This window comes from Erythrobacter sp. AP23, assembly GCF_001542855.1.
GTDB lineage: Bacteria > Pseudomonadota > Alphaproteobacteria > Sphingomonadales > Sphingomonadaceae > Qipengyuania.
This window is the reverse complement of sequence record NZ_LNBY01000017.1, coordinates 51754-72373: the sequence shown is the minus strand read 5'-3', so window position 1 is coordinate 72373 and position 20620 is coordinate 51754. Positions and strand designations below refer to the sequence as shown.

At 63.2% G+C, this 20620-nt stretch carries 21 protein-coding genes; 7 read left to right on the top strand and 14 right to left on the bottom strand.

Features of this window, described 5'->3' with window-relative positions; genetic code table 11:
- Positions 1-13: 13 nt before the first annotated feature.
- From ASS64_RS10245 to ASS64_RS10185, 13 genes are all read right to left on the bottom strand, one after another.
- A complete protein-coding gene (locus ASS64_RS10245) occupies positions 14-2743 on the bottom strand; it encodes a TonB-dependent receptor domain-containing protein (RefSeq protein WP_234002379.1) in 2730 nt (909 codons plus the stop codon).
- Positions 2744-2847: 104 nt separating this feature from the next.
- Complete coding sequence (locus ASS64_RS10240) at positions 2848-3936, bottom strand: hypothetical protein (RefSeq protein ID WP_067693783.1); 1089 nt, start codon at positions 3934-3936, stop codon at positions 2848-2850.
- Positions 3933-5075, bottom strand: a complete 1143-nt coding sequence (nagA, locus tag ASS64_RS10235) for an N-acetylglucosamine-6-phosphate deacetylase (RefSeq protein ID WP_067693780.1) — start codon at positions 5073-5075, stop codon at positions 3933-3935. The genes ASS64_RS10240 and nagA overlap by 4 nt, the downstream gene beginning before the upstream one ends.
- Complete coding sequence (locus ASS64_RS10230) at positions 5072-6109, bottom strand: SIS domain-containing protein (RefSeq protein ID WP_067693777.1); 1038 nt, start codon at positions 6107-6109, stop codon at positions 5072-5074. Before ASS64_RS10230 ends, nagA begins: the two co-directional genes overlap by 4 nt.
- Complete coding sequence (locus ASS64_RS10225) at positions 6106-7050, bottom strand: BadF/BadG/BcrA/BcrD ATPase family protein (RefSeq protein ID WP_067693774.1); 945 nt, start codon at positions 7048-7050, stop codon at positions 6106-6108. The genes ASS64_RS10230 and ASS64_RS10225 overlap by 4 nt, the downstream gene beginning before the upstream one ends.
- A 5-nt stretch (positions 7051-7055) precedes the next feature.
- Entirely contained in the window at positions 7056-8255 is a 1200-nt protein-coding gene (locus ASS64_RS10220; RefSeq protein WP_067693771.1) for an anhydro-N-acetylmuramic acid kinase, read from the bottom strand.
- Positions 8248-9651 carry an FAD-binding oxidoreductase gene (locus tag ASS64_RS10215; protein ID WP_067693768.1) on the bottom strand — a complete coding sequence of 468 codons (1404 nt, stop codon included), beginning with the start codon at positions 9649-9651 and terminating at the stop codon, positions 8248-8250. Before ASS64_RS10215 ends, ASS64_RS10220 begins: the two co-directional genes overlap by 8 nt.
- Positions 9648-10373 (bottom strand): GntR family transcriptional regulator, encoded by a 726-nt coding sequence (locus tag ASS64_RS10210; protein WP_067693765.1) that lies wholly within the window; start codon positions 10371-10373, stop codon positions 9648-9650. The genes ASS64_RS10215 and ASS64_RS10210 overlap by 4 nt, the downstream gene beginning before the upstream one ends.
- Entirely contained in the window at positions 10363-11265 is a 903-nt protein-coding gene (locus ASS64_RS10205) for an N-acetylmuramic acid 6-phosphate etherase (RefSeq protein WP_067693762.1), read from the bottom strand. Before ASS64_RS10205 ends, ASS64_RS10210 begins: the two co-directional genes overlap by 11 nt.
- A 210-nt stretch (positions 11266-11475) precedes the next feature.
- A complete protein-coding gene (locus ASS64_RS10200) occupies positions 11476-12147 on the bottom strand; it encodes a LysE family translocator (protein ID WP_157075162.1) in 672 nt (223 codons plus the stop codon).
- The gene (locus ASS64_RS10195; protein ID WP_067693756.1) at positions 12129-12731 is read right to left on the bottom strand and encodes a LysE family translocator; all 603 of its coding nucleotides are present in this window, start codon (positions 12729-12731) and stop codon (positions 12129-12131) included. Before ASS64_RS10195 ends, ASS64_RS10200 begins: the two co-directional genes overlap by 19 nt.
- Positions 12728-13066, bottom strand: coding sequence for an antibiotic biosynthesis monooxygenase (locus tag ASS64_RS16695; RefSeq protein WP_157075161.1), 339 nt, complete (start codon positions 13064-13066; stop codon positions 12728-12730). Before ASS64_RS16695 ends, ASS64_RS10195 begins: the two co-directional genes overlap by 4 nt.
- Positions 13067-13146: 80 nt before the next feature.
- Entirely contained in the window at positions 13147-13701 is a 555-nt protein-coding gene (locus ASS64_RS10185) for a TetR/AcrR family transcriptional regulator (RefSeq protein WP_067693750.1), read from the bottom strand.
- Between the two features lie 97 nt (positions 13702-13798).
- On the opposite strand from ASS64_RS10185, the gene ASS64_RS10180 reads away from it, so the two are divergent.
- From ASS64_RS10180 to ASS64_RS10150, 7 genes are all read left to right on the top strand, one after another.
- A complete protein-coding gene (locus tag ASS64_RS10180; RefSeq protein WP_067693747.1) occupies positions 13799-14662 on the top strand; it encodes an alpha/beta fold hydrolase in 864 nt (287 codons plus the stop codon).
- Positions 14652-15047, top strand: a complete 396-nt coding sequence (locus ASS64_RS10175; protein ID WP_067693744.1) for a nuclear transport factor 2 family protein — start codon at positions 14652-14654, stop codon at positions 15045-15047. Before ASS64_RS10180 ends, ASS64_RS10175 begins: the two co-directional genes overlap by 11 nt.
- Complete coding sequence (locus ASS64_RS10170) at positions 15044-15616, top strand: hypothetical protein (RefSeq protein WP_067693741.1); 573 nt, start codon at positions 15044-15046, stop codon at positions 15614-15616. The genes ASS64_RS10175 and ASS64_RS10170 overlap by 4 nt, the downstream gene beginning before the upstream one ends.
- A gap of 141 nt (positions 15617-15757) precedes the next feature.
- Positions 15758-16177, top strand: coding sequence for a DUF2267 domain-containing protein (locus ASS64_RS10165; RefSeq protein ID WP_067693738.1), 420 nt, complete (start codon positions 15758-15760; stop codon positions 16175-16177).
- A gap of 178 nt (positions 16178-16355) precedes the next feature.
- A complete protein-coding gene (locus ASS64_RS10160) occupies positions 16356-17255 on the top strand; it encodes an NAD(P)-dependent oxidoreductase (RefSeq protein WP_067693735.1) in 900 nt (299 codons plus the stop codon).
- A gap of 262 nt (positions 17256-17517) precedes the next feature.
- A complete protein-coding gene (locus tag ASS64_RS10155; RefSeq protein ID WP_067693732.1) occupies positions 17518-18288 on the top strand; it encodes an SDR family NAD(P)-dependent oxidoreductase in 771 nt (256 codons plus the stop codon).
- 31 nt (positions 18289-18319) lie between these two features.
- Positions 18320-19411, top strand: a complete 1092-nt coding sequence (locus ASS64_RS10150; RefSeq protein WP_067693729.1) for a nitronate monooxygenase family protein — start codon at positions 18320-18322, stop codon at positions 19409-19411.
- Between the two features lie 25 nt (positions 19412-19436).
- Here the strand turns inward: ASS64_RS10150 and ASS64_RS10145 are convergent, their stop codons facing one another.
- Complete coding sequence (locus ASS64_RS10145) at positions 19437-20534, bottom strand: hypothetical protein (RefSeq protein WP_157075160.1); 1098 nt, start codon at positions 20532-20534, stop codon at positions 19437-19439.
- Positions 20535-20620: the final 86 nt, after the last annotated feature.

Sequence of the window (20620 nt, the reverse complement as noted above, 5' to 3'; positions counted from 1 at the left end):
TCAAGCTCCACGATCAGAAGGTGATACTGGCCGATGCCCCGAAAGTCCGCCCGACGATGTCATAGGTCCCCGGATAGGTGCCGAACGCTCCCGGCGATGCGGGCTGAGGCGGCTCCTTGTCGAACAGGTTCCGCACACCGACATTGATCTTCATGTCGTAGATGCCGGTGTCGAACTGGGCATTGATGTCGAAATAGTCGACGGCGCCGATCTTTTCGGTTCGGTCGGACGCGTTTTCCACCTCGCCGATCCGGCGCCACACGAACTGCAGCATCCCCATGTCGGCATCGAATGTCGCTGCGACGCGGTGGCGGTAGTCGGGCTGGACCAGGCTGACCGCGTCGGACGAGCAGGCAAATCCGAAGGTTCCCTTGCAGTCCACCGGATCGAGCACCGGATTGCGTTGGATCGTGTAGTCGGTAACGATCGTACCCTGGTAACCGAGCCTAAGCCCGGTGACGAAGCCGGTCGAGGACAGATCGATGCTGTGATTGACGTCGATATCGACGCCCGACTGCTCGATAACGCCCAGATTGCGATCATTGACGAAGGCATCGTCGATGAAACCCGTCGTCGGGTCGCGAGAGATGGCCTGACAGATTGGGTTGTCCGCCACGGGATTATCGACATAGCAGCTCTGTAGCGCGTCGACGGGCTGGATTTGCCCCACCGCATCGGTGATCCGGATATCGTAGTAATCGACGATGATCTCGAGCCCGCGTGCGAACTGCGGTGTGATGATCGCCCCGAGCGTGTAGGTCGTGCCATTCTCCGGACCGATATCGGGATTGCCGCCGAAGAAATACTGACCCGTGAGATTGGCGGGATCGAGGCTGTCATAGGAACCTTGCGGCGGCGCACCGAAACGGTCGCACTGCGCCTGATCGCCGGTACCGATCACGCATGGATCGCCGAGGTAGCGGGGTTGCAATCGCGGAACGGTGCGGAGCAGCGAGAACGGTATCGAGAAGACCGGCGCTGCGAACTCGCCGATATTGGGCGCCCGAACGACCGTCTGGCGCGTTCCGCGAAAGCGGATGTTGTCGTCGACCTGCCAGGAGAAGCCGAGCTTATCGGTGTTGCCGACGTCGGCGTTCGAAAAATCGGAAAAACGGATCGCCCCTTCCAAGGTAAGCTCCTGGAAGAAGGGCTTGTCCGCGAGCACGGGGACGAGCACTTCGGCGTAGATCTCGTTCGCATCGAAACCGCCTACGATCACGCCACCCGTGCTTCCGCGATAGGTCAGGCCGTTGACCAGCGCGGCCTCGTCCCCCGTTTCGAGCGATTCATCGCGGTATTCGTAGCCGACGGCGAAGCGGATCGGGCCGGCCGGCAAGGAGAACAGGGGCGAGCTGTCGCCGGAAATGCTGAAGGCTGCGACGGTCTGTTTGCGATCGCGGATTTCCTGGACGAAATTCGATCCAAAGCCTGCCAGGTCCGCACCGGGGCCGAAGATATCGACGCTGTTGACGATGGCGGCAAAGCGGCTGTTACCCGAACCGTCGACCCTGAGTGCGTCGCCCGAGGTTACCGTTTCCTCTTCCACGCGGCCGTGCTGGACATAGGCATCGTAGCGTAGCCAATCGGCCAGCGGGCCGCGCAGGCCGATCTGGTACTGCGTGGTCGTTCGCTCGGTGGCCGCCGTCAGGATGCCGAGCTCTCCCAGCGTCCGTTCGACCGCCACTTCCGCCTGGCCGTTGACGAACGTCAGCCGCGAGCGGATGTCGTCGGTCAGGAATGGGTTGGTCTCGTCGATGAACACGGTCTCGTTGACCGTGACAGGATTGTTGCCCGCGCGGCCGGCGCCCACCGTGTCGACCTTCGTGTACATCGCCCGGCCATAGATCTCGGCGAAGGGCGCGATCTCGTAGTCGAAGAACGTCGACACGTTGATACGCTCTAGCGGCTGCACCGCCGGGTAGAGGTCGGAGAAATCCGAAGTCTGGCGGGTCGTTCGCAATGTCCCGCTCTCGTCGAAAGCGAAGAAATTGCCACTCGCGACGTCGGTGAAATTGCCTCCGGCGCCAGCCAGGGTCGAAGTGGTGTTGTCGGCGAGGAAATCCCGATCGCCCACCAGCAATTCGCCGCGATCGGTGTAATCGGCATAAAAGACGATGCCACCCCTGTCGCCGAGGCTGGCCCCAAGCGTGAGATTGGTGTTGTAGGTCTGGAGATCGTCGGCGCCCTCCCAACTGCCGCCTACACGGACGCCCTCGAAGGCGGTATCGACGATGAAGTTAACCACACCCGCGACCGCATCGGCACCGTAGACCGCCGCCGCACCGCCGGTAAGGACATCGACCTGCTTAAGAAGCGGTGCCGGGATGCTATTGACGTCAACTGCATTCCGGAAACTAAAAGGGACCATTCTAGTACCATTGAGCAGTACAAGCGTCCGGTTCTGCCCTAAGTTACGTAGGTCGAGCGTCTGCGCGCCACGCCCGTCGCTACCAGTCTGGGTGGCGTTGACCCCTCCGGCAAACTGCGGGATCCGGGCACTGATATCTTCGATAGTGACCGCCCTATCGAGCTCGATCTGTTCCTCATCGAAGGAAGAAACCGGGCTTGTTGCCGTCAGTTCGGTCCGCTGAATTCGCGATCCGGTCACCACGATGGCATTGCCGGGCTCACTGGCTCCGGATTCGCTTTCGGGATCGGAATCCTGTGCAAAGGCCACCGTGGGGAAGGCGGCTACGGCACCTGCGAGCATGGTGCCGGCGAAAAGTCTTGCGGATGTCTTCACTTGGTCCTCCCGATAGCTTAGCTTGTGAACCTATATATTACCACTTTACGACCTCTTGGCAAGCGGCTTGCCGTGATCGCGCGATTTTCGCGGCCCGTCGCTCGTCAAACTCTGAGGGTCCAGCCCCTGACGAAAAGCCAGCGAAGCAGGATCCACTGGATGACGATAAGCGCGCACAATCCGGCCACTTCCGCCAAGGGCGAAAGGGCAGCTAGCGGTGGGTACAGCGGGTAGATCAGGAAGCGCGCCAGCATGTAGGCTAGGATCGCATTTGCGCCGATGGGAGCGAGCACCTCGCCCAAGCGCCGGACCATCGCATTTGTCCCTTCCCCATCGAACAGTCGTCGGGCCGCGGCAAGCAGGAAGAGACAACAGCCGATCGCGATCAGATCGAAGCTGACGGTCCAGATTGCTTTGATTGGGGGATAGACGGCGCCTATCGCAATACCGGTCGCAAGAATGACCAACCCCGCCAATCCCAGGGCTGCCGGACCGCTGTAGCGGTGGCCCGAGACCATCACTGCGCCAGCTCCCGCACCGGCCAACGCGATAGTCGCAGCCGATAACATTCCCAGCAAGCCTTCCGGATCGTAGCTCCCACCATGGAGGCGCCCGGGCAGGAGCAGCCGGTCGAGATAACCGTTGACGCTACCTTCGGCCGTCAACAGGCCAGCACCATGCTCCGGAACGGGGTAGGCGAGATGCAGGGCTGCGACGGTCCCGGCAATGGCCAGCCCGACGCCGATGCGCGCCTTCCATCCCCTTAACAGGATCAGCGTGGCTGCTGCGATGAAATAGCTCACGCCGATCAGCCCGAGCACGCTCGGGAAGCGCAACCGGTCCCAAGACCAGTCCCAGCCGAAATTGTAGACGATGCCGAGGAGGACGAGGATAAGCATGCGGCGCGCCGCCCCAGCCAGGCGCCGGCGGCGGGACATCGCTGCCGAGGAGGGGCGGGCGTCGACGATCGCCAGCGAGACACCCGACAGAAAGATGAACAGGGGAAAGACGAGGTCGTAGGCATGGACCCCGGCCCATTCGGCATGCGTGAACTGGTTGGAAAGCCAGGCTAAAGATGGAATGGGCCAGGCCCGCGCCATGGCATGGACCAGCGCATCGAGACCGATGATGACGAGCATGTCCAAGCCGCGCAGGGCATCGACCGACAGCAGGCGCCGGGATGTGCCGCTCACGCCGGCACTTCGACCATGTCGCCATCGATCCAGCTTCGCTGCACCCGCAGGTCGCCATCGAGATGCAGTAGGTTCGCCCGACGCCCCGCTTCCACCGTCCCCAGTTCGCCCTCCAGTCCCATGAAACGGGCTGGCTCCATAGAAGCGAAGCGTAGTGCGCTCGCGAGATCGATCCCGAGACTTTCGGTGGCACGGTGAACAGCGCCGATCATCGTCAACGCCGATCCTGCCAGCGTCCCGTCTTCCCCCCGGCATGCGCCATCCTGGATCACTATGCGACGTCCGCCCAGGACGAATTCCTCGAGGTCAGTGCCGGCAACGGGCATGGCATCGGTCACAAGGCAGAACCGCTGGTCGGCCTTGGCCCGGATCGCGAGACGTAGGACGGCCGGGTCGACATGATGTCCGTCCACTATGAGTCCGCACCAGGCCTGGCCTTCGAGTGCCGCGACGACCGCGCCCGGCTTGCGCGATTCGATTCCGGTCATGGCGTTGAAGAGATGGGTATAGCCGGTCACTCCATCGGCTTCGGCGATGCGGGCCTCGTCGTATCCGGCAAGGGAGTGGCCCAGCGCCACCCTGATCCCGCGCCGTGCCAGTTCGCGGATGTGGTCGCGTTCGACCGCCTCCGGAGCAAGCGTTATCAACGTCCTTCCTCCTTGCATGGAGGAAAACAGCTCCAGCGTTTCGGCATCGAAGGTACGGAAATGGCGGGCATCATGGATGCCGCGCTTGGCCGGATTAAGCATCGGTCCTTCGAGGTGCATGCCGACAATGCCCGGCACGCCCTCGGCAATTGCTTGCTCGACCGCGGCAATCGCAGCCCGCACCTTGTCGATGTCGTCCGAAATCAAAGTCGGAAGCATTGCGCAGGTGCCGAATGCCCTATGCGCTTCGGACATTGTGCGCAGGGTTTCGAGCGTTGGGGCATCGTTGAATAGCACACCGCCGCCGCCGTTGACCTGGATATCGAACAAGCCGGGAACGAGGTAGCCGCCATCCAGCTCCAGAGTGTCCGGTCGACGGGGCAATGCGGGCCCGGCTTCCACCGTCTCGATCCTGCCCTGTTCGAGAGTGACGGCACCCTCGCACCAATCTCCCGATGGTAGCAGAATCTGCGCGCCGCTCAGGGTGGTCATAGCGTCTTTGTTACCTTGCGCAGCGATGGTGGATTATCGGGATCGAGCCCGCGACGACGCGAAAGCTTCTCGATGAAACCATAGAAGGCGCCGGCCTGCACGATCGGCTGGGTGAGCGGGTGGCCTGTTCGTACAGTCGGCAGATCGACGATGCCTGGGACCGCGACGAGACTTCCGAAAGTTGGCGCGCCGAGCGCGCCCACCGTGCGGGCGGCCTCCTCTACACTGGCCTTGGCCGCATCCTCGGTACCGAGCAGGATCACCGGAGAATCCGGCCCGATCGCGGCCTTCGGACCATGTTGAACCTCGGCAGCGCTGAACGCTTCCGCGTGAAGGCCCGCCACTTCCTTCGCCTTCAACGCCAGCTCTGCGGCCACACCCAGGCCGGGCCCACGCCCGATGACGAATGCGCGACCGGCATCAACGTACCGATCCAGGATCTCCGAAGGCCAAGGATCTTTCGATCCGGACCGCAACTGTTCGGGCAGGCGATCCACGGCCGCATCGGTAGCCGGGGAATCGGTAATGGCGGCGATGAGGCGGGCAATGGTCGTAAGTGTGCAGAGAAAGGATTTCGTCGCTGCCACCGCATGTTCGGGACCGGCCTGCATGTCGAGCACGATGTCCGCCGCACCGGCAAGCGGCGATGCGGAATCGTTGACGATTGCGACCACCAGCGCGCCGCCGGCCCGCGCCGCTTCGGCACAACGCAGAAGATCCGGGCTCTGCCCCGATTGCGAAACGGTAATGTAAAGCATCCCATCCAGCCGCAACGGGGTCTCATGCACCGACACGACCGAAGGCCCCAGCGACGCAACCGGTAGCCCGGTGGCGATTTCCAGGGCATATTTCCCGTAGAGCGCCGCGTGATCTGAACTTCCGCGCGCGCAGGTCACGATCGCGCGGGGCGGCGAGGCCGACCATTTCGCAGCCAAGTCCGCAAGCGGCTCCGCTAGCGAGGCAGCCTGCAGCGCGATGCGATCGGGTGCTTCGGCTGCCTCGGTGGCCATCCGCGTTTGCGTCTCCCCGATCATGTGCTTTCCCTGTCAGCTTCCATGACGGCGAACTGCATCCGGTCCTTGGGAACTCCGGCGAGCATCAGGGCTCCGCTCACCGCATCACCGAGCGGCTCGACCAGCATGTCACTCGTTCGAGCCCTCAGCCATGGTCGCAAATGCGGTGCCAGCCCGCCCATAAGCGAGCACCGCGGCGCGCCCTTTTCGAAGATGGTTTCGATGAAGCGTTCGATGTGCCGGACCGCTTCGATGACGATCGACCGGGCGATATAGTCGCCCTGTTCCGCATAAGATATCACCAGCGGCGCCAAAGTCGCGTAGTCTCCGGGTGTGGCCGCGGCCATCCATTCGATTACCGCTTCCGTATTGTCGTCGAACCGGCCCGTCACCGCATCGCTCAGCGGGGTGGACTGCGTGCGCCCGTCAAGCGCGCGCAGGGCGTGACGGACCGCGCTCAGACCCAGAGCGGCACCGCTGGCTTCATCCGAGATCGGAAAGCCGTATCCACCCATCGTGTCGACACGCCCCTCCACCCGCAAATAGGCGATCGATCCGGTGCCGACGATCAGGATCGCACCATCCTCTCCGCCATGCGCACCCAGGTTTGCAATCGCGGCGTCGGAGGCGATGGCGACCTCGGCGAAGGGCCAATTATGGGCCGCCAGCTGGCGCGACTGGCTCGCCCGCGAAAGCCCGGCGAGGCCAAGGCCCAGACCGATCGTCCCAATCGCGTCTCCGGAAAGCCCTGCCCGGTCCAACGCCTCCTGCGCGATCCCGAGCGTCAGCTGTTCGACCGCCTCCACGCCGATACGAAGATTGCCCGGTCCGGCGGTAACGCGAGCGATCTCCTGTCCCTCGCCATCGACAAGACTGCCGCGGCTCTTGGTGCCGCCGGCATCGATGCCAAGCCAGTACCGGACTTCGCCTGCATCGGTTTCGTGCTTCGGATTGCTTTGCATGTCACCTATCCCGGCAAGCTGATCTTGCCCATCGACACGGCCGGCATGCCGGCGATCCGGCCAGATTCCATGCGCTGTCCCGCGATTGTCTCATTGGCGAGAACTGCAAAAAGGACCGCCTCTTTGGCATCCGGATCGATGCCGAGATCATCGGTCGTGACAACCGTGTGCCCGCCAGCAAGCTCGCGCCGGATATTCGCCATGAGTGTGGGATTCCGGGCGCCACCCCCGCTGACGTAGACCCATGCATCGGGGGCGATTTTCAGTGCCTCGATCGCCGTAGCGATCGAACGGGCCGAACACTGGCTGAGGGTGGCGAGCAAGTCTTCGATGCGCGCCTGCCCGCAGCCCGTGCGTGCTATCGCTTCGTCGAGCCAGGCGAGATTGAAGGTTTCGGGCCCGGTCGTCTTGGGTGGGGGTTGTGAAAAGAATGGATGCGACAGCAGCGCGTCGAGCAGTTCGGGCAACACCGATCCGCATCCGGCCATGGTCCCGTCAACGTCGAAACGCATGAGTGGCGAATGGCGCTGGACCAGTTGGTCCATCACCGTATTCCCCGGCCCGATGTCGGAACAGGACGAACGGCGACCGTTTCTCGCGCTGGAGACGCAAGTGAGATTGGCGATACCACCGATGTTGAGCAGGACGCGGTCCGCCTCCTCGTCTCCGAACAGCAAATGGTCGCCATAAGCGGCCAGCGGCGCACCCTCGCCACCCGCCGCGATTTGCTTCTGCCGAAAATCGTGCACGGTGATGATGCCGGTGCGGTGCGCGATGTGATCGCCATCGCCCAGCTGAAGCGTGGCATTGCCATCGGGCGAGCCCTTACCCGGCATTCCCGGGGCATGGTAGACCGTCTGCCCGTGGCTGGCGATCAGGTCGATGCTGTCGGCCGGGCGACGCCATTCGTCCAGCGTTTTCAGGATCATATCCGCATGCACATGGGCCACGAACGGGTTGAGCTGGCAAAGCCGCTCGAGATCGATCGTTCGCCGTGCGAACACCTCCGCCACCCGCTCGCGGAAGGCGGCGGCATAAGGGACGGTGGTGAAATCCTCGAGCGTCAAGCGGGTCGCATCGCCCGAGCCCGCCACCCGGCACAGCGCGATGTCGAGGCCGTCGAGCGATGTGCCGCTCATCAAGCCGATGATATGACGCTCCTCCTTTGCTGCGACCGACGCCAGCTTTTCTATGTCGTCAAACATCGAAGACGAGTCCGCGATTGAGGATGTTGGCGGGATCGAGCGTGCGCTTGAGCCTGCGCATCAAGGCGATTTCCTCAGGGCTTCGCGAAATCGGCAACCACTCTTTCTTTTCACGGCCAATCCCGTGTTCGGCCGAAATCGCACCTTCGAAGCGCGACAGAGCGGTATAGACCGCCTCGTCCGCAGTTCGGCGCGTGCCGGGCGTGTCGCTTCCAGCCGTGCCTGGCGCAAGGAACAGGTGAAGGTTGCCGTCGCAGATGTGACCGAAGACGTGGAGCGCCCCATCGGGGAAAGCATCCCGAAACGCCTTCTCCACTTCGCCGACATAGGCTTCCATCGACCGGAGCGGGAGGCTGACGTCGTAAAGATAGACAGGCGGTTCGGCGAGGATGCGCTCGAAGTCGTCGCGCACTCTCCAGAAGTCCGACCGTTCGCGCTCGGATCCGGCCACGACGCCATCGGCAATGATGCCACCTTCGAGGTTGCGTTCGAGCAGGGACAGCAATGTCTCGCCGCCGCCCGCCTCAGCCGCGACGGTTTCGACGAGGACGTAGAAGGGCGCTTCGCGCGGCAAGGGCGGGCGGTGGCCGCCATCCGCCGTGACCGCATCGTAATATGCACCCCACATCACCTCGAACGACAGTAGCCGTGCAGCCAGAGTCCGTTTGGCATCGGCCTGCAGCTTGAGAACGGCATCGAAATCTTCGAGGGCGAGCATGGCTACGTCGCGAGCGCCGACATCCGGTTCGAGGCGAAGGACGATCTTTGTCACCACACCAAGAAGCCCTTCCGTGCCGATGAACAGCTGCTTCAGGTCGAAGCCCGAATTGTTCTTGAGCATGCGGTTCATCGACGAGATCACCTCGCCTGTCGGCAGGACGGCCTCCATCCCGAGGACGAGATTGCGCATCATGCCGTACCGCAGCACATTCACGCCGCCCGCATTGGTCGCAACGTTGCCGCCGATGGTACACGTTCCGCGCGCACCGAGATCGAGCGGCAGAAACATGCCCGCTTGTGCGACCGCCTCCTGCAGCGTCTGGAGCACCACCCCCGCCTCGACGACCGCAATGCCCTCGACCGGATCGATCTCGAGGATGCGGTTCATCCGTTCGAGCGACAGGATTATGTCGCCTGCGCCTGTCCTGACGGCATCCACGCATGTCGTCCGGCCACCATGCGTGAAGACGGGCTGCCCTGTCGACGATGCAATGCGCAGGACGTCGGCGACTTCCTCCGTCGTGGTGGGCCTGGCTAGCGCCCGTGCGGTGAGCGAGGAGGCATCCCAGTAGCTGGTCTGGCGCAGGCGGATCTCGTCCGTATCGAGCCAGTCGATGTCCGGCAGCGCTTCGGGAAGCTTTCCGGCACCTGCCGCACTGGCCGAAAAGCCGGTCACCGGTGCAGGTCCGACACGAATTTGTAGCGGTCCCCGCGATAGACCGAACGGGTCAGCTCGACGACCTCTTCCTTTGCATTGCGCGTCACCCGTTCGATGCGCAGCACCGCGCTCTGCTCTTCGATCGACAGCAATCCCGCCTCGGTCGGGGTCGCCAGCGACGCATGAATGGACTGAGTCCCGCCGACCGGACGGTTTCCAACCGTTTCCAAAGCCTTGTAGAGCGATTCCCCAAGGTCGTCGATCGGCGGCAGGAAAGGTTTAGGCACTACCGCATGCTCGATCGCCAGCGGTTCGCCGTCGAGCAGCCGCACGCGGCCCAAGCGGACCACTTCGCTGTCCGCGCCGACCTTCAGTATCCCCGCCTCGTCTTCAGTCGGGCGAGCGATCGTCCGCATGATCCAGATCGTGCCGGCAGTACCGCCGCGGGCGACCGCTTCGTCGCTGAAGCTGCCCAGGGCGTCGTTCTTGGCCTCGATCAAGCGGTTGACGAAAGTCCCCGACCCCTGCCGGCGAACGAGCAATCCTTCGGAGATCAACTCCTCGATCGCTTTGCGAACCGTGACTCGCGACGCATCGGTCAGCGCACAAAGTTCGCGTTCGGACGGGAGAGCCTCGCCGACCCCCCACTCGCCCGCGATGATGTGCTGCTTGAGATTCGCCGCGATCTGCAGATAGAGCGGGGTGGAACGGGTCCGGCCCGGGGCCAGGTCAAGCGTCATCGGGCACTCCTGCCATATGCGACGGACGTCGCGAAAGCGCCCGACCGACGCTGTTATCCGCTTCGAGCAACCGCCGCTTCGCTTCTTCGCGATCATACCCCGCAGCCACCAGGATTGCGACCGGCAGTTCGTTGCACGCCGCCTCCAGCGCTTTCCGGCTGCGGTCGGCCGGAGCGCCCGATATGGCCGAGATGATATCGACTGCGCGCCGGCGGAGCTTCTCGTTCGAGACGGACATATGCGTCATCAACCCGTCATGCGTTCGACCCAGTGCGATCATGATCGCGGTAGAAAGCGTATTGAGGACGATCTTCTGCGCCGTTCCGGCCTTCATCCGCGTCGAGCCCGCGACGAATTCCGCACCCGTCTCCGCGCACAAAGCGATTTCGGCCAGTTCGAGCAGCGGCGTGCCCGCCCGATTGGCAATGCCGATGGTCAGCGCACCGGCTGCCCGTGCTCGTTTGATCGCTGCGCAGGTGTAAGGCGTGCTCCCGCTGGCCGCCACGCCGATTACAACATCGTTCGGCGCGATGGCATGGCGTGCGATTTCTTCCTCGGCGAGACCGGCATCGTCCTCGGCGGCTTCTGCGCTTTCCATGAGAGCTCCCCGTCCGCCTGCCAGCAGGAAGACCATGCGGTCGATGGGCCAGCCATAGGTGGGCGCCAGTTCGACCCCATCCTGGACGGCGATCCGTCCCGACGTGCCCGCGCCTACCAATACAATACGACCTCCACCTCGCAAACGCTCCGCCGATTCGGCGCCAGCGCGTTCGATGAGCGGCGCCAAGGCCAGCGTCGTTCTCGCCGCTTCGACTTGCCCTTCGAGCATAGCGGAGACGCTGGCAGCTGCGTCGCGTTGCAAAGCGTCACGAATGCCGGTGTTATTTGTCACAGCGCCACCTTAGCGCAATCCGAACGAGAGGCAATACCTGTATTATATTGGTTTTATCGAATGTCTCATCTCGGCGGCGAGTGGCATTTCCAACCGCCGGAGGTGCAAGACCTCTTCATCCTAATCGGTATTGATGGCGGAAAGTTGCCATAACAGCGCAGCGCCTGTGCCTGGGACTGCGAATTTTCGACGCGAATGGGACGCTTCGAATCATGAAGCCTTGGATGCGCCCTTCACGGCACGAACAAGATCGAAGGTGAGCAGGACGGCGGCCGATCCGAAGACGGCAGCGAACAGGCACTCGAGCATTCGCCCAAATTGTCGATACCCGGCAACCACCCTCTCATGGGAAAACAGGATGGCGAGTCCGAGAAAGGTCGCGAGACTCTGAATCGCGATGCTCACGACGATAAGGGCGATCGCACCAATCGATGCGCCTCGCGGGAGCGCCAAAGAGTATAGCGCGCCGAAGAACAGGATAGCCTTGGGGTTGGTCAAATGGATGAACAGGCCCCTGGCATAGCTGTTTCCTGATGGCCGGGCGCAAGCCCGCAGGTCATTCCGATTCGACGCAAAGGTCGCGCGGGCCGACCTCCAGGCGAGCCAGCCGAGATAGACGGCAGCCGCGATCCGAACGAGGATGAGGAGATATTCCTGAGCGAGGATGATCGCGCCCAATCCGCCCGCGGCCAGGACCGACCACGCCCACGAACCGGTCGTCACGCCCAGGGCCAGTCGGATCGCCGCGGATCGCCCCTTCACCATTGCCTCGCGCGCGATCGCGGCCGTTGCAGGCCCGGGGCTAACCTGCGCGATGAATGCCGCACCGAGAACGGAAAGCAACAGAGGTGGCTGGACCTCCATCAGAATCTGGAAATCCACACTGGTGCAATCGAGAGGATGAGTAGCGCTGCCATCGACATGTTGAAGAGCCGGAGCCGCTTGGCGTCGGACAGAATGGACCTCAGCGAACGTCCCAATCCTGCCCAGGCAATATTCGCCGGTGCGCCCAGGACCACGAACGCGCCAACCATCGATCCCAGCGTCCCGATATCCCAATCGCGGGGTAGAAAGAGGGAAATCGTCGTAATGCACATTACCCAGGCTTTGGGATTGACCGCCTGAATGGCGATCCCGGACCAAAACCCCAGCCTCCATGGCTTCTCTTCCTGCTCCCTTGCCTCCGCAGGCCGGAACAACCGGAATGCAAGATATAGGAAGTAGGCAGTGCCGAGGATCTTGAGGGCCATCTGAATTGCGGGACTCTCCTCGAAGAGCCGACCCAGCCCGAAGCCGATCGCCAGCATCAACATCGAAAAGCCGATGTTTATCCCGATTACGAAGGGAAGCGTCTTTTGGAGCCCCTGACGCAGGCCAGCGTTGAGCAAGAGCAGGTTGTTTGGGCCCGGCGTGGCGACCGCGACCACTGCAAACAGGAGGAAGGCCGCCCAGACTTCGGCGCTCACCGCTTGCCTCCGGCCTGCCGTCGCGTATCCCCGGTCACGTGAGGCAGTCGCCCGTCTCCATAGGCGGCGAGCACTTCGACTATGACGACGTGATACCCATCGTACCATCGTGACTGGCGACTTTTCGCGTAACGATGGACCTTGTCGCGTATGAAAAGATCGAGGCTGGCGCGATCCGCCCACCAGTAATTGGCGACGCGCAACGAGCCGTCGTCGGAAATCCAGTTCTCCTCTCCCAGGAAACCCTCGAGACTATTCGCCCGGGAGCTGATTTCCCGGTTCAGGGCAGTGAAATCGGCATCCGGCGTACCGGGCCGGAACATGAACGAGGCCATCAACATATGTTTCGATTTCTCCGGGAGTATGTGTGGAGAGGCGGCCGGTCAGCAAAGGCGAGCGCGCACGAGGAGCATGGTCATTTCGAGGCGGCGAGCAAGACGTGCGCCGCCTCGCGCGCGGCATGTATCGGCTCGAGGCTCCCTTCGATGGCAGCATCGGTCAGGGCGCCGTCCCAGAGGGCGAGAAGCTGGGTCGCAAGCTGCCGCGGGCGCACCGCGCCGTGGCGTCGGGCCGATTCCTCGAAGTGCCGATGGATCGCGCGCTTGTGGTCCCGGACAAGATCTCGCAGCCCGATATCCTGCGCCGAATGGGCGGCGAGGTCTATGAAGGCGCACCCTCGAAACCCCGGCCGCGCCGCGAGGCGACCGGCGAGGTCGAACATCTCGAGTATGGCAGTCTCCGGATCGGCCACCTTCTTCACGAGCGCCTCGATGGCTTGCTGCCGTTCCTTTGAAAGCTGCGCGTATGCGGCCTTGGCGAGATCGGACTTGGAAGGGAAGTTGTTGTAGAGCGACATTTTCGCGACGCCCGCCTCCCTGACCACTTCGTTGATCCCGACCGAGGAAAGCCCCTTCGCCTGGAATAGGCGCGAGGCGGCTTCGGTAAGGCGTTGTGAGGCTCGACTGCTCATAGATTCTCTAGGTAGACTGGTCTGTCTACTTTGCTAGAACCGATTCGCGTGCGAGGCAAGGCTTTGCACGATGGCATCGCGAATGAAGGTGTGATCCGTGGGAACAGAACTCGCCTGGAATGTCGACCAGACGGTAGAGACCCCGGCCGGCGTGGTGGCCTTCGGTGCCTGCGGCGAGGGCGAGGACCTGATCCTGGCCCACGGCTGGCCATGGTCATCCTTCTGCTGGCACAGGATCGTCGAACCGCTGGCGCGAAGATTCCGCGTCCACTGGTACGATATGCCCGGCTATGGACAGTCGGAAATGTCGGGCACCCGGCCGACTTCGCTCGATGTGCAGGGCGAAGTCTTCGCCTACATGCTCGACACGCTTAAGCTGGATCGCCCGCATGTGCTGGCGCATGATTTCGGCGGGGCGGTTTCTTTGCGGGCGCACCTTCTCCACGGATGCGAATATCGCCGCTACGTCCTCATGAACGTCGTAGCCCTGCGGCCGTGGGGTTCCGAATTCTTCGACCACGTCGGCCGCCATGTCGAAGCGTTCGAGGGGCTCCCGCCGCCGATCCATAAAGCGGTAGTCGCCGCCTATATTCAGGGCGCTTTGTCTGGGGACGTCCCGCAAGGAGATTTCGAACGGCTTTGCGCGCCATGGCTGACAGATGAAGGCCGGAAGAGCTTCTACAACCAGTTCGCGCAAGCCGACGAGCGATATACAGCCGAGTTCGAAGATCGCCTGTCCGAGGTGAAATCTCCCGTCAAAGTGCTCTGGGGAGAGCGCGATCCCTGGATACCCCTGGATAGAGGCAGGAGACTTGCGTCTCTCCTCGATGCCGAATTGGCCGTGATCGAGGGTGCGGGGCATCTGCCGCAGCTGGAAGCTCCGCACAAGGTGGTCCGGCAGGTGCTCGCCTTCCTCGACGATGAACCTGACGCAGACGAAGGGAGGGCGAATGGACGATAGCCAGCAGAGGAAACTGATCGAAGCCTATATCACGGCATACAACGCGTTCGACGTCGGGGCGATGCTGAAGCCACTGCATGTCGACGTAGAATTCAGGAACATCGCCGGAGGGCAGACCACGCATCGCGCGACCGGGTTGGAGGCGTTTCGCAAACTCGCGGAGGCCGGTGCAGCCATGTTCGCGGAGCGTCACCAGACGCTGCGGAGCCTGAGCGAATTCAGGGACGACGAAACGACAGGCCTGCGGGCGACGATTTCCTATCGCGGCACCCTCGCGCGCGACCTGCCCGGAGGCCCTCGGGCCGGGGAAAAGATCGCCCTCGGCGGGACCACGGATTTCTCCTTCCGGGACGGAGTGATCGCAACGATCACCGATCGCTCATGAGCTGGGAATCCCCGAAAGGCCTGCTGCAGACTATCCGCAATGGCGCGCGATCGGCGTTACACTATCTTGCCACGCTCTATGTCGGCGATCATTATCTCCGCCACTATCCGTGCCGTGTCGTGCCGACCGGTTCGCCGGAGCCGAAGCCGTTGCGGCAAGATCGCTCCGCCTCGCCCTCCCATGCCCTATCCGCGAAGGTGTTCTCCGAATTTTTCGATGTCAGTCCCGGTATTAGGTGTGTCGCCATTCTCGAGGATGAGGATTTGCACTCGCTCGAGCGAAAAGAACCGGGCAATGCATCCTGTGCGAGCAGCGATCGATACGAAGAGCTTTTCGTCAATCCGTCGCTGCTGACGCTGGCCGGATCGCGCGCCAATCCGGACCAAGGCGGGACGCGCTTCGTGCTGGTCGGATACGAACATTCCAACCGGCTGATCGTCGATCTTCCGCGCGGCCACCTTTCCGTGTCGTTCGCACCCGACGAGAATCCCCTGGCCCACGTGGAAGCGTTGCGGGCGCTTGCGCGCCGGTTCGAAGGCATGCGCGAATGGGCTGGGGATCGGACGTGAAAGCGCGTATTGCGACCGGCTCTTCGCCCGCGCATGCGTGGCGGCGGGCCGCGATTGTGTCGCCCACAGACCGCGACCGAGCGCATGCGCTGACCCGGCCCTCGCCTGGACTGGCTGCAACTATCGGGAAGAGGAAAAGTCTTGGCCCACCCCTACGATGTCGAACGCGCCAGCGACCTTCATGTCGAATGGTGCCGCGATCTGGCCGAACGCATGGGAGTGCGCACCACGCATCAATCCGGGCCGCAGATGAAAGCGGTAATGCATGAACTGCGCAAATGCCTGCCCGCAGAAGATGTGGTGGAGATCGCCAACCAGTTCCCGGCGCTCGAGCGAGGCATCTTCCTCGAAGGGTGGTCGCTTGCCGCAGAGCCGAAGGACGTGGTCGATGCCGAGATCTTTCAGGAACGCGTTTACCAACGTGTAAAGGCGCATCATTTCCGGGTTCCGTCTCTCGTCTCGGACGTATTCTGGCTCTGGGAAAGTAAGCTTGGGCCCGAACGGGCGGCGCGCATACGAGCGGCCATTCCGGAGGCGCTGCGCCCGCTATGGCCCGATTGATCGGCGTGCAGGGGTGATCCGTGCGCATGGCAGACAAGGCCGGGCCGAAGGAAGAAAGCGCCTCGCGCAACAGAACCCTCTCTTGGGCAAGGGCGTCGATCATCAAGGTTTTGCAATCGTCGGCATTCGCTTATCCGCTTGGCGGATTGGACTTCGATGCAAATTGGGAACCCTCCAGATGCCGAAATTTGCCATCACCGGAAGCAGCGGGCGCATCGGCCGGGCCATTCATAGGCTGGTTTGCGAAACGGGCGACGACGTCGCAAGTATCGATCGCAGCCCCAGTTCCGCGACGACGATCGTGGCGGATCTGCTGGACGAGGATGCCCTGAAGAAAGGCTTCGACGGGGCCGCGGCGGTGTTCCATGTCGCGGCGCTTCACGCGCCCCATGTCGGCCTAGTTGCGGACCGTGAATTCGAGCGGATCAACGTCGAAGGAACGCTCATGGCGCTCGACATCGCGAGATCATCCGGGGTGCGGACCTTCATTCTCACCAGCACCACTGCCTTGTACGGCCATGCCTCGCAAGACGACCAAAGCGCGGTCTGGGTGACGGAGGAAACAGACCCCCTGCCCCGCACGATCTATCATCGTACGAAGCTCCAGGCCGAGGGGGTCGCGAGATCGCAGGCCGGCAAGAACTTCGATGTCCGCGTGATCAGGATGTCACGGTGCTTTCCGGAACCGGCCCCGGTCATGGCCGCATACCGGCTGCACCGCGGGGTGGACGCGCGAGACGTAGCATCGGCCCATGTCACGGCGGCGAACCATCGAGGCCGAAATTTCGAGGTGTTCAACGTCTCGGGCGATACGCCTTTTCACAAGGACGACTGCGACGCACTGAAACGCGACGCACAGGAAGTCATCAGGCAGCGCATGCCAACGCTCCATGCGGAGTTCGAGGCCCGCAACTGGCCTCTGCCCCGATCCATCGACCGGGTCTACTCGTCCGGCAAGGCCCGGCGAGAGCTGAACTGGTCGCCCCGATACGGATATGAGGAGGTTATCGCCCAACTGGATAGGCGGTCCCCGGAAGTGCTTCCCGAATGCGCCGCCGGTTCGAACGTAGCCGAGTGAGCCAATAAGCCCCGTTCGCGGCCTTCCAAGCCAGTGTAGAGCGCCTCGCTTGGCTCGCGCGAATCCGGGCCGCTGAGCCGGTCGCAAGTCTGTCGGGACAATCGGGGCCCGCCCGGTTTCTCGAGACCTCGCTGGTCCGTCCAGAAGCGAGCGTGGATCGCAATATTGCCATGCCGGAAACAGGCAATGCAGTCTCGGCCCCTAATCAAGCCTCCATTGCGCAATATGTCCAAGCCATCATCAGCAAAGGGACGATAGAGCGATGGCGTTACTAGAGAACAAGTGCGGGGCAATCATCGGTGCCAGCTCCGGCATCGGTGCGGCAGCAGGCAAGCTGTTCGCCCGCGAAGGCGCGAAGGTGGCACTGGTTGCGCGGCGCAGGGACCGGCTCGAGGAATTGGTCGAGAGTATCGAGGACGCGGGCGGCGAAGCCATCGCCGTGATCGCCGATGTGACACGATCCGAAGATCACGAGCGGATCGTGACGGAAACTGCGAACGCTTTCGGGCGCTTCGATTTCGCCTTCAATAATGCGGGGACGATCGGCAATTTTTCACCGATGCTGGAGCAGTCCGAAGCGGACTGGGACTCCACGCTCGACACCAACCTGAAATCCATCTGGATGTCGATGCGCGCGCAGGCTCGGACAATGAAAGACCAGGGCGGCGGCGCGATCGTCAACACCTCGTCATGGCTCGCCTTCGGCGCGCTGCCCGGATCTACCGTATACTCCGCGAGCAAAGCCGGCATGGACGGGTTGCTGCGCGCCGCCGCACTGGAGCTCGCACCGCTCGGGATCCGGATAAACAACATCAATCCCGGCGGCATCGATACCGAGATGACGCGCATTGCCTTCGACCATGACGAGGCGGTGCTGGACGCCTTCGGCAAGGCCCACCCCATCGGCCGGATGGGAACGCCGGAGGAAGCCGCGCAATTGGCCGCCTTCCTGCTTTCCGACCGAGCGTCGAATATCACCGGTCAGGCGATCCTGGTCGACGGCGGGTACACCATTCCCGGGCAGCGCGGTTGACGACGGGCCGACGATCCGCGCATCTGCCCTCATGGATGTCGATCCCATCACACGCGGCAATCGCTTTTGCGAACGTTTCGGTGGCCAGTTCCCGGTAATGCTGGCCCCGATGGCCGGCGCATGTCCGCCCGCCTTGTCGATCGCGATCATGAAGGCGGGCGGATGGGGCGCAGCCGGATGCCTCATGATGCAGCCCGAGCAGATCGCGGCATGGGCCGATGAAGTGCGCTCGGCGGCTGGCAGCGCCTTCCAGCTCAATGTCTGGATCCCGGAAACGGCGCCGCGCCCGGAACCGGATCGCGAAGCGGAATGGCGCCATTTTCTGTCGCGCTGGTGCGATACGCCTGCACCGGACCCTCTGCCGTCACCGCTGCCAGACTTCGCTGCGCAATGCGAAGCCATGCTCGCGGGACGGCCCGCGGCAATCTCTTCGATCATGGGCGTCTTTCCTGCCGAATTCGTAGCGAAGTTGAAGGCGGCCGGCATTCCCTGGATGGCAAGCGTGACGACGGTCGCCGAAGCGAAAGAAGCGGCGCAGGCGGGCGCCGACGTCATAGTGGCGCAAGGGATGGAGGCCGGTGGCCATCGCGGCACTTTCGATCAAAGCGCGGCAGAGGCGACCCAGGTGGGCCTGTCGTCGCTCCTGCCCAGTATCGTCGATGCTGTGGACGTGCCGGTCGTGGCAACCGGCGGCATTGCCGATGGTCGCGGAATTGCCGCCGCCTTCATGCTCGGCGCGTCCGCCGTCCAGATCGGCACCGGCTTTCTGCGCTGCACCGAAAGCGCCATCCCTTCTTCCTGGAAGGATGCGATCGGCCGGGCATTGCCCGAGGAAACGATCCTCACGCGAGCCTTTACGGGCCGGGCCGGGCGCGCCATCGATACGGCCTTCGCCCGCACTGCCGCTCGGCCCGATGCGCCGCAACCGGCAGCCTATCCCTGGCAACGCCTCCTGACCCAGCCCATGACCGCCGCAGCACGCGACGATGACGATATCGATCGTATGCAGGCATGGTCAGGCCAGTCGGGCGGATTGGCGGGCGAAGGTCCGGCCGGCGACCTGGTCGAAAATCTATGGCAGGCGGCGAGGGAGCATTTGTCGGCGGCTCGGTCCCGGCGATAAGAGCAGGCTTCGCTCGTTCGAGCGATCACTCGGAGCTTTGCCCGGCGTCCGCCGCCAGCTCGCTCACGATGACGCGAAAATCATACGGCCTTGCCTCGGTCGGATCGGGTCCGATCTTCCGCCGGATGCGGGATTCGGTGACATAGGCCACACCGTCCGGGCCAACCGCCAGATTCACCGGCGATTCGATACGCTCGCTTGCCGTTTCGACCGGGCGGGGCCCCGGCGCGGATGGCTCGGGAATGCGCAGTAGTCGCCCATTGCCGCTTTGCACTGCGCCTTCCGCCACCAGCAGGGCGCCGTCCTCTGTCAGCGCAAGCCCGTCCGGGTTCTCGAGTGGGCGGGCCAGTGCGATCGGGCGCAGCGCACCGTCGGCCAGAATGAGCAATGCTCCCGTCTCGAAATTGGCCACATAGACGCGCCCTTGCGGATCCACGGCGACCCCCGCCGCGCCAACACGGTTGAGCGGCTTCAGACGCTCGTCCTCCACCAGGACCTCGAAGGCATCGCGCTCCCAATCATAGGCCAGAATTCGGCCGTTCACGCTGTCGGTCACGAGCAACCGGCCATCGAAGGCCATTTCGGTGTCATTGGCGAAACCGTCGTCGGGCAGTCGCAGAAACCTGACCAGCCCGAGCTCCTCGCCCTCAAGCGCATATAGGCCGTGCTGCTGGTCGGAATCTTCGTCGAGAAATGCCGGCGAAGTGCCCCAGACGAGATTGCGTCGGGGATCATGGGTCAGGCTCGTCACCGAGAAGATGCCGGGAGCCGCCACGTCTATCTCCGTCCAGGCGCCGCTCTCGAACCGGGCGATGACCGGCGCGGTGATTGCGCCGACGAGCAAGCGACCCTCGCCATCGAAAGCGATGCCATTGGGCCATTCGACCCGGGGCGGGAGCGTGATGGTATGTTTTGTGTCGATCGCGGCACGCAGGGAATGCTCCATGGCGGCGAAAGCCGTGCCGGTATTTGCGCCGTAATCAGGCGAGGAACCATCGCGTGCATGAGCACTTGGTGGCGCCGCCAGCATGAACAGCGCTGCGGGAAGACAAGCTGTGAGAGCACGTCGGGCGGACGGGTCGAGTCGCTTGGCGGGACGATCCATCGGAGCTGAATTGCGCATGCTTCGGTCCTTGCGTGAATGGCTGCCTCCAATATGGATGGGTGCCATTGTGGAAATAAAGTGGTGTTTGGGCACCAATAATTGCA